The sequence below is a fragment of the Pseudomonas sp. CBZ-4 genome (assembly GCF_000346755.1).
Lineage (GTDB): Bacteria > Pseudomonadota > Gammaproteobacteria > Pseudomonadales > Pseudomonadaceae > Aquipseudomonas.
This window is the reverse complement of the sequence record NZ_ANNV01000157.1, coordinates 1-8,042: the sequence shown is the minus strand read 5'-3', so window position 1 is coordinate 8,042 and position 8,042 is coordinate 1. Positions and strand designations below refer to the sequence as shown.

The 8,042-nt window shown below is 63.8% G+C and carries 4 protein-coding genes; 2 read left to right on the top strand and 2 right to left on the bottom strand.

Going from position 1 to position 8,042, the window contains the following annotated elements:
* Positions 1-82 precede the first annotated feature (82 nt).
* The gene (locus B348_RS0122900; RefSeq protein WP_017738363.1) at positions 83-976 is read left to right on the top strand and encodes an alpha/beta hydrolase; all 894 of its coding nucleotides are present in this window, start codon (positions 83-85) and stop codon (positions 974-976) included.
* Here B348_RS0122900 and B348_RS0122895 read toward each other — a convergent pair.
* Positions 921-2,258: an MATE family efflux transporter gene (locus tag B348_RS0122895; RefSeq protein ID WP_017738362.1), complete on the bottom strand. Its 1,338-nt coding sequence runs from the start codon at positions 2,256-2,258 to the stop codon at positions 921-923. The two genes, B348_RS0122900 and B348_RS0122895, sit on opposite strands and share 56 nt — an antisense overlap.
* 284 nt (positions 2,259-2,542) lie before the next feature.
* Between B348_RS0122895 and B348_RS0122890 the strand changes: the two genes are divergently transcribed.
* Positions 2,543-7,438, top strand: coding sequence for an alpha-2-macroglobulin (locus B348_RS0122890; protein ID WP_017738361.1), 4,896 nt, complete (start codon positions 2,543-2,545; stop codon positions 7,436-7,438).
* A gap of 141 nt (positions 7,439-7,579) precedes the next feature.
* On the opposite strand, the gene B348_RS0122885 is transcribed toward B348_RS0122890, so the two are convergent.
* Entirely contained in the window at positions 7,580-7,873 is a 294-nt protein-coding gene (locus tag B348_RS0122885; RefSeq protein ID WP_017738360.1) for a hypothetical protein, read from the bottom strand.
* Between the last annotated feature and the right edge of the window lie 169 nt (positions 7,874-8,042).

Here is an 8,042-nt window from a genome sequence, read left to right as displayed (position 1 = left end):
CCGAGGTGTCTGCATCGCAGGCAAGCCAGCTCCCACATTTGGGTTTCCATCTTGGCAGTAGCTTCTGTGTGAGGGCTGAACGATGTCGAGCAAACTCCTGCAAGCATTCACCCTGGCACTCACCGCCTTCCTCGCGGCCTGCTCCCCGATCAAAGTGCTCAACGCACTCACCCCTTCCAGCACATACACCAAAACTTCCGCCATCGCCTACGGCACCGATCCCCGGCAACAGCTCGATATCTACCGGCCTGCCCCGGCGATTGCCAACGCCCCCGTGGTGGTGTTTTTCTACGGCGGCAGCTGGAACAACGGCTCCAAGGACGATTACGGCTTCGTCGGCGAAGCCCTGGCTTCACGCGGCATCGTCGTGGTCATCGCCGATTACCGCCTCTACCCGCAAGTGCGTTACCCCGCCTTTCTCCAGGACGGCGCCCAAGCGGTGGCCTGGACGTATCAACACAGCGCCGAGTACGGCGCCGACCCCCGGCAGCTCTACGTGATGGGCCACAGCTCCGGCGCCTACAACGCGTCGATGCTGGCGCTGGATGCGCGTTGGCTGAATGAGGTGGGCTTGTCGCCGGCCATCTTCAAAGGCTGGATCGGCCTGGCCGGGCCCTATGACTTCCTGCCGATTGAAAACCGCGACGTGCGGCCGGTGTTTTTCTTCCCCGACTCGCCGCCGGAGTCCCAGCCGATCAACCATGTGACTGCCGGCGCGCCACCGAGCCTGTTGATCGCCTCGACGGATGACGACCTGGTCAACCCCACGCGCAATACCGGCGGGCTGGCGCAGAAGCTGCGCACGGCAGGCGTGCCGGTGGAAGTGTTCTACTTCGACAGAACCAGCCACGCGACGCTGGTGGCCTCGCTTTCCAGGCCGCTACGTTGGCTGGCGCCGGTGCTGGACCGCGTCACCGCGTTTATCCAAGCCACTGGTCCTGCCGGTTCAAGCGCCAGGCAATCGCCCACAAAGTAAGGCTGCGCAACGCCATGAACAGCAGGAAGGTTATCCACAGGCCGTGGTTGCCAAGGCCTTGCAGCGCCCAGGCAAATGGCAGGGTGAGCAGCACCGTCAGCAGCATGCCGTTGCGCATTTCCCGGGCGCGGGTGGCGCCGATGAACAGGCCGTCCAACAGATAACTCCACACCGCAATCAACGGCAGTACCGCCAGATACGGCAGGTAGATATCCGCCGTTGCGCGCACGCTGGGGATATCGGTCTGCATGGCGATGAACAGGTGGCCGGCGACGGTGAACAGCAGGGCAAAGCCGACGCTGGCGATCAACGACCAACCGCCCGCCACCACCAGTGAACGGCGCAGCGCTTGGCGGTCATGGGCGCCGATGGCGTGGCCGCACAGGGCTTCGACCGCATGGGCCAGCCCGTCCAGCGCGTGCGCCGTCAGCAGCAGGCCGTTAAGCAGCAGCGCGTTGGCCGCCACGGTGGCATCGCCCAACCGTGCGCCTTGCACGGTGATCATGAAAAACACCGACTGCAACGCGAGGCTGCGGATAAAGATGTCGCGGTTCACCGCCAGCAGCGGGCGCCAGCTCTCCCATAGTTTCAGCGCGGCCCAGGCGATATGCCCGGGATAGGCGCGCAGGGCTTTTTGCGTGAGGGCGAGGCCGAGCAGGGCGCCGGTCCACTCGGCGATCACCGAGGCCCGCGCCGAACCGACTACGCCCCAATCCAGGCCGAGGACGAACCACAGGTTCAGCGCAATATTCACCAGGTTGGTGGTCAACAGAATCGCCAGCGGCGCGCGGGCGTTTTGCGTGCCGAGGAACCAACCGACCAGCGCATAGCTGGCCAGGGCGGCGGGCAGGCCGAACAGGCGGGTGTGGAAAAAATCCTCGGTCAGTTGATTGAGCTCGCGGGAGGGCTGCATCCATTCCAGGGCCAGATGGCTGAACGGAATGCCCACCGTGCCCAGCAACATCGCCAGCCCCAACGCCAGCAACAAGCCTTGCAGGAGGATTTGCCGCAACGCCGCACCATCATTGCGCCCGGCGGCCTGCGCGGCGAAACCGGTGGAGCCCATGCGCAGGAAACCCATGGCCCAGGCCAGGAAGGTGTACAGGCTGGCGCCAACGGCCACGGCGCCCAGTTGATGGGCGTGGGGTAGGTGGCCGATGACCATGCTGTCGACCAGGGCTACCAGCGGTACCGAGATGTTAGAAAGAATCATCGGCGCGGCCAGGGCCCAGACCTTGCGGTGGGTGGGGCGGTGGCGCCAGTCGGTAAGCAGGGCAGTCATGAGGGCTCCTTGGTAGAGCGGCATTGTAACTGTTGAGCCCTGTGGGAGCTGGCTTGCCTGCGATAGCATCACATCGGTGCAACTGATGTACCGAGGTGCCTGCATCGCAGGCAAGCCAGCTCCCACACAAACTTGCTCCCACAGTTTGATCTTCTGTGCTTGTAGGATTTGGCTCGGCTTGAGAACCAAACCACCCTCCGTCGGTCAATGTGACCAGCACCTCATCGGCCCCCCACAGGCTGATATATAGTTCACCCCTCGGCCCCTCCCACTACGAGTGCCCCATGCTTAACAAAGGACTGTTCCTGGCCTGCGCGCTGGCCCTGCTGAGCGCCTGCGATTCTTCCGATAAACCGGCGGCACCGCCTGCGCCAACCGTGACGGCAGCGCCAAAGCCGGCCAAGGCGGTGGTGGACGTGGCAGCGCTGAAGCAGCGCTACGCCGGGCGGGAGCTGAGCGTGGTGGATGTGTCCGAGGTGCAACTCGACGGGGCCAGCGCGCTCTCCGTGAGTTTTTCCATTCCCCTGGACCCCGAGCAGAAGTTCGCCGACAAACTCCACCTGGTGGACAGCAAGTCCGGCAAGGTCGATGGAGCCTGGGAAATCTCCGACAACCTGATGGAATTACGCCTTCGCCATCTGGAGCCGCAGCGCAAGCTGGTGCTCACCGTCGATGCCGGCGTGCAGGCGGTCAACGGCAACAAGCTCGCCGCCGAATACATCGCCCGCCTGGAAACCCGCGACCTGCAAGCCACCGTCGGCTTCGCCAGCCGTGGCACCCTGCTGCCGACGCGTCTGGCCGAAGGCCTGCCGGTGATCGCGCTGAACGTTGACAAGATCGACGTCGAATTCTTCCGTATCAAGCCCGAATCCCTGCCCACCTTTCTCGCGCAGTGGGGGCGTAACACCAGCCTGCAAAGTTATGAATCCCGCGAACTGCTGCCCCTGGCCGATCTGGTCTACGGCGGCCGCTTCGACCTGAACCCGGCGCGCAATACCCGCGAAACCCTGTTGCTGCCCATCGCCGGTCTCAAGCAACTGCAACAGCCGGGCGTGTACCTGGCGGTGATGCGTGCGTCGGGCACCTACAACTATTCCCAGCCGGCCACGCTGTTCACCCTGAGTGATATCGGCCTGTCGGTGCACCGCTACGCCAATCGCCTGGACGTGTTTACCCAGGCCCTGGAAGGCGGCAAGGCGCTGGAGGGCGTCGATCTCGAAGTGCTCGATGCCGACGGCCGCGTATTGGGCCAGGGCAAGACCGAAAAGGGCGGCCACGCCGAGTTGCCGTTGCCGAAAAAGGCCCAGGTGTTGCTGGCCAAGCAGGGCGAGCAGACCAGCATGCTGCGCCTCGACAGCGCCGCGCTGGACCTGGCGGAGTTCGACATCGGCGGCCAGCCGTCCCATCCGTTGCAGTTCTTTGTGTTCGGCCCGCGCGACCTGTACCGCCCCGGCGAAACCGTACTGCTCAACGCGCTGCTGCGGGACAAGGACGGCAACGCGGTCAAACCGCAACCGGTGAGCGTCGAAGTGCGCCGCCCGGACGAGCAGGTCAGCCGCAAATTCGTCTGGGACGCCGACGCTTCCGGCCTCTATCAATACCCACTGCAACTGGCCGGCGAAGCACCGACCGGGCGCTGGCAACTGGTGTTCGACCTGGGTGACGGCAAGCCGCAGCTGTATGAATTCCTCGTCGAAGACTTCCTGCCCGAACGCCTGGCGCTGGAACTCAAGGGCAGCGACACGCCATTGAGCCCTGCGGAAAACCCGGTGATCCAGGTCAACGGGCGTTACCTGTATGGCGCGCCGGCGTCCGGCAATCGCGTCAGCGGCCAGGTCTATGTGCGGCCGTTGCGCGAGGCGGTCAAATCGCTGCCGGGCTACCAGTTCGGCTCCGTCACCGAAGAAGAACTGAGCCAGGACTTCGAACTGGACGAAAGCGTGCTCGACGCCAAGGGCCAGGAAGAACTGACCCTGGAAAGCAAATGGGCCGACGCCAAGTCGCCGCTGCAATTGATCGTGCAGGCCAGCCTGCAAGAGTCCGGCGGGCGGCCGATCACCCGGCGCCTGGTGCAGCCGATCTGGCCGGCCGAGCAACTGCCGGGCCTGCGCGGGTTGTTTGACGGCAAGGAAACCAATGGCGACGGCCCGGCAGAATTCGAAGTGCTGCTGGCCAACCAGGACGGGCAGAAACTCGCCGCGCAAAACCTCAAGGTGCGCCTGGTGCGCGAGCGCCGCGACTACTACTGGAACTACTCCGAGAACGATGGCTGGAGCTATCACTTCAACGAGAAATTCCTCAACCTCGATGAGCAGACCCTGAACATCAAGGCCGGCGACACCGCCAAGGTCAGCTTCCAGGTCGAGTGGGGGCCGTACCGTGTCGAGGTCGAAGATCCGCAGACCGGGCTGGTCAGCAGCCTGCGCTTCTGGGCCGGCTACCAGGCCCAGGACAACACCGAAGGCGGCGCCGTGCGCCCCGACCAGGTCAAGCTGGCGCTGGATAAACCGGCGTATGGCGACGGCGACACCGCCAACGTCACGGTCACGCCGCCCGCTGCCGGTAAAGGCTACCTGTTGGTGGAGTCCGCCGAAGGCCCGTTGTGGTGGCAGGAAATCGAGGTGCCGGCCGAAGGCAAAAGCTTCGCCGTGAAGCTGGACCCGAAATGGTCGCGCCATGACTTGTACGTGAGCGCCCTGGTGATCCGTCCCGGCGAGCGCAAAGCCAATATCACCCCCAAACGTGCGGTGGGCTTGCTGCACCTGCCGCTGGATCGCACCCAGCGCAAACTGGGCCTGACCCTCACCGCGCCGGAAAAGATGCGCCCCAAACAACCGCTGACGGTGAAAGTCGCGGCGAAAAATGCCGATGGCAGCGTGCCGAAACAGGTGCATGTGCTGGTGGCGGCGGTAGACGTCGGCATCCTCAATATCACCGAATACCCGACGCCCGACCCGTACTCCAGCCTGTTCGGCCGCAAGGCCTATGGCGTGGACCAGTTCGACATCTACGGCCAGCTGATCGAAGCCGGTCAGGGCCGTCTGGCCAGCCTGGCGTTTGGTGGCGATGCGGCGCTGGCCAAGGGCGGCAAGCGCCCCGACACTAGCGTGACCATCGTCGCCCTGCAAAGCGCGCCGGTGACCTTGAATGACCAGGGCGAGGGCGAAGTCAGCGTCAACATTCCCGACTTCAACGGCGAACTGCGCCTGATGGCCCAGGCCTGGAGCGATGATCGCTACGGCATGGCCGAAGCCAAGACCGTGATTGCTGCACCGTTGATTGCCGAACTGTCGGCGCCGCGCTTCCTCGCTGGCGGCGACCAGACGACGTTGGCGCTGGACCTGTCCAACCTGTCGGGCAAGGCGCAAAAACTCGATGTGCAACTGACTGCCGAAGGGCAACTGGAGTTGGTCAACGCTGACGCGCAAACGGTCGAGCTGAAACAGGGCCAGCGCACCACGCTGCGCATCCCGGTGAAAGCCTGGGGCGGTCTGGGGCAGGGCAAGGTCAAGGTCACGGTGAACGGCCTCGATTTGCCGGGTGAAAACCTGCCGCCGTTCAGCCGCGAGTGGACCCTGGGCGTGCGTCCGGCGTATCCGGCGCTGCTCAAGCATTACCGCGCGGTGCTCAAGGATCAGCCGTGGAGCCTGCCAGCCGGCGCGCTGGAGCCGTTCGATGCGGCGGGGCGTGAGGCGCTGTTGAGCCTGTCGAGCCGGCCGCCGTTGAACCTTGGTGCGCAGATCAATGCGCTCAAGGCCTACCCCTATGGCTGCCTGGAACAGACCGCCAGCGGCCTGTACCCGTCACTGTATGCCGACGATGCCTTGCTCAAGCGCCTGGCGATCAAGGGCGAGCCGGATGCCGAGCGCAAACGCAAGATCGAGCTGGGCATCGAGCGCCTGCTGGGCATGCAGCGCTACAACGGCAGCTTTGGTTTGTGGGGCGCCGATGGTGAAGAAGAGTATTGGCTGACGGCCTACGTCACCGACTTCCTGCTGCGCGCCCGCGATCAAGGCTTTGCCGTACCGCCTGAAGCCTTGAAGAAGGCCAGCGAACGCCTGCTGCGTTATGTGCAGGAGCGCAACCTGATCGAGGTCGATTACAGCGACAACGCCGAGCACACGCGCTTTGCCGTGCAGGCCTACGCCGGCATGGTGTTGGCGCGCAGCCAACAGGCGCCACTGGGCGCGTTGCGCAGCCTGTTCGAACGTCGCAGTGATGCGCGCTCCGGGTTGCCATTGGTGCAACTGGCTATCGCCCTGCAAAAGATGGGCGACCAGCCGCGTGCGGACCAGGCGCTGCTGGCCGGCCTGGCGGCGCAGCGCAATGCCAATGAATGGCTGGCCGACTACGGCAGCCCGCTGCGCGATCAGGCGATGATCCTGGCACTGCTGGAGGAGAATGACCTGGCCAAGGGCAAGCGTGAGGAGCGCTTGTTTACCTTGTCGGATCAGTTGGCGGCGAGTCCGTACTTATCAACCCAAGAGCGTAATTCGTTGTTCCTCGCCGGGCGCCTGGGCTTTGCCAAGCCCGACGCGAACTGGCAAGTGACCCTCACCGGCAGTGGCGGTGTGCAGGAGCTGAACAACCAGCAACCGACGCTGGAGCTGGAAGGCAAGCTGCTGTCCAGCGACCTGAGCCTGAGCAATCAAGGTGAGGCGCCGGTGTACCAGCAACTGACGATCTCGGGTTATCCACAGGTGCCACCGGCACCGGGTGGCGACAACCTGGGCATCCGCCGCGAATACCTGGGCATGAACGGCCAGCCGCTGAACCTGCGCAACCTCAACAGCGGCGACTTGGTGCTGGTGCATCTGGCCGTCAGCGCCAAGCAGCGCGTGCCGGATGCCCTGGTGGTGGACCTGCTGCCGGCCGGCCTGGAACTGGAAAACCAGAACCTGGCGCAAAGCGCCGCCAGCCTGGAGAACGCCAGCAGCCAGGTGAAGGAGTGGCGCGAGTCAATGCAGAACGCGTCGCTCAAGCATCAGGAGTTCCGTGATGACCGTTACGTGGCGGCGCTGAACCTGGACGGTTCCGGCACCACGCACTTGCTGTATCTGGCGCGGGCGGTGACGCCCGGCACCTACCGCGTGCCGCCGCCGCAGGTGGAGTCGATGTACCGGCCGAACTGGCAGGCGGTGGGAGAAACCCCGGCAGACCTGGTGATCAAAGGCCGCTGAGATCCTACTGAGTGAACCGGCTTCAAACTGTGGGAGCTGGCTAGCCTGCGATAGCTATCTGTCAGTTGATGCATCGTTGACTGATACACCGCTATCGCGGGCAAGCCCGCTCCCACAGGGGGATCTTGGGGGTTTGGGGGATTAGTGTACGACCCAGCTGAGCAACCACAGCCCCAGCAACAACCAGATAATCCCGAAGATGATCGACGCCCGCATAAACGCCCGCACCGCCGAATACAGAAACAGCAGGCCAATGATCAGCGTAAGGATGCTGATGATCGACGTGTCCATGCCCAACGTGCGTGACAGGCCTTCGACAAAGTTGCCACCGGCGTTGGTCAAGGCACCGAACAAACCGCTGAGCCCATCGACGATAAAGCGGATGACCGAACCGAGCGCCTGGCCCAACCATTCGAAAAAGCTTTCTACCTGCATGTGTGTGTCCTGATAAGAAGGTGGGCGTGTGTTTGCCTTTGGTTGTTATTGCGTCAGGCTAGTTCCCTATCAGCATAGAGGTTTGCAGGTTAAATAATGGGTTTGCTTAGTACTGGATACACACAATCCCATGTGGGAGCTGGCTTGCCTGCGATAGCGGTGCGTCTGT